Annotated in this window: 1 pseudogene; it reads left to right on the forward strand. The window is 59.8% G+C overall.

The features are described 5' to 3' along the window. A pseudogene (locus CWM53_RS10995) lies at positions 1-747 on the forward strand (DUF5107 domain-containing protein); the annotation flags it as partial.

Genomic DNA, 747 nt, shown 5'->3' on the forward strand with positions numbered 1-747 from the left:
GCGAAGCCAGTATGCTGCTAGCCAGTACACTGGAAAGGCAGGGGGATGATGCAGGCGCCTGGGATCACTATTTCAAAGCCTCCTGGAGCGGTAACTGCCGTGACGCCGCCTGGTGGTCGCTGGCGCGGCTGGCGATGAAGCGCGGTGATGTCGCCGATGCGCTGGAAAAAGTTAATACCAGCCTGCGATTCAACGCCAGCAACCCACTGGCGATGGGGCTTAAAGCGCTGGCGTTAGCAAACCGCGGGCAGAAGCAAGCGGCGCTGGAGTCTGTTTTCGCCTCTCTTGAGCAATACCCGTTGAGCTACCCGCTGCACTGCGCGCGCTGGATGATTGAGCGGAGTGACGAAGCGCGAGAGACCCTGCTGCGCGTCACAGGGCGCAGAGGGATCAACGGCAGCCTGCTGGCGGGCTGGCTGCTCTCTATCGGACAGAAAATGGCGGCGAAAGAGGTGCTTGAGGTTCTGGATTGTCAGGAAGCGTTGCCGATGCTGTGGCGTGCGTCGTTAAGTGACGATGCCAATCAACGCCAACAGTTTGTTGCCGCCGCCGAGCGCTGTCATGCGCGCAACGTTCGTTTCCCTAACACGCTTGATGAAGTTCAGATGCTGCAAACGCTGGGCGACAGCGCTTTTGCCCGCTATCTGCTCGGTTGCTTCTGGTACAGCAAACGTCGCTATGAAGAGGCGGTGAGCTGCTGGCGCGAGACGCTCGAAAAATCTCCCGATTATGCGCCCGCGCATCGTC

Source organism: Klebsiella sp. A-Nf5, from assembly GCF_002810545.1.
In the GTDB taxonomy this organism is placed as follows: domain Bacteria; phylum Pseudomonadota; class Gammaproteobacteria; order Enterobacterales; family Enterobacteriaceae; genus Klebsiella; species Klebsiella variicola.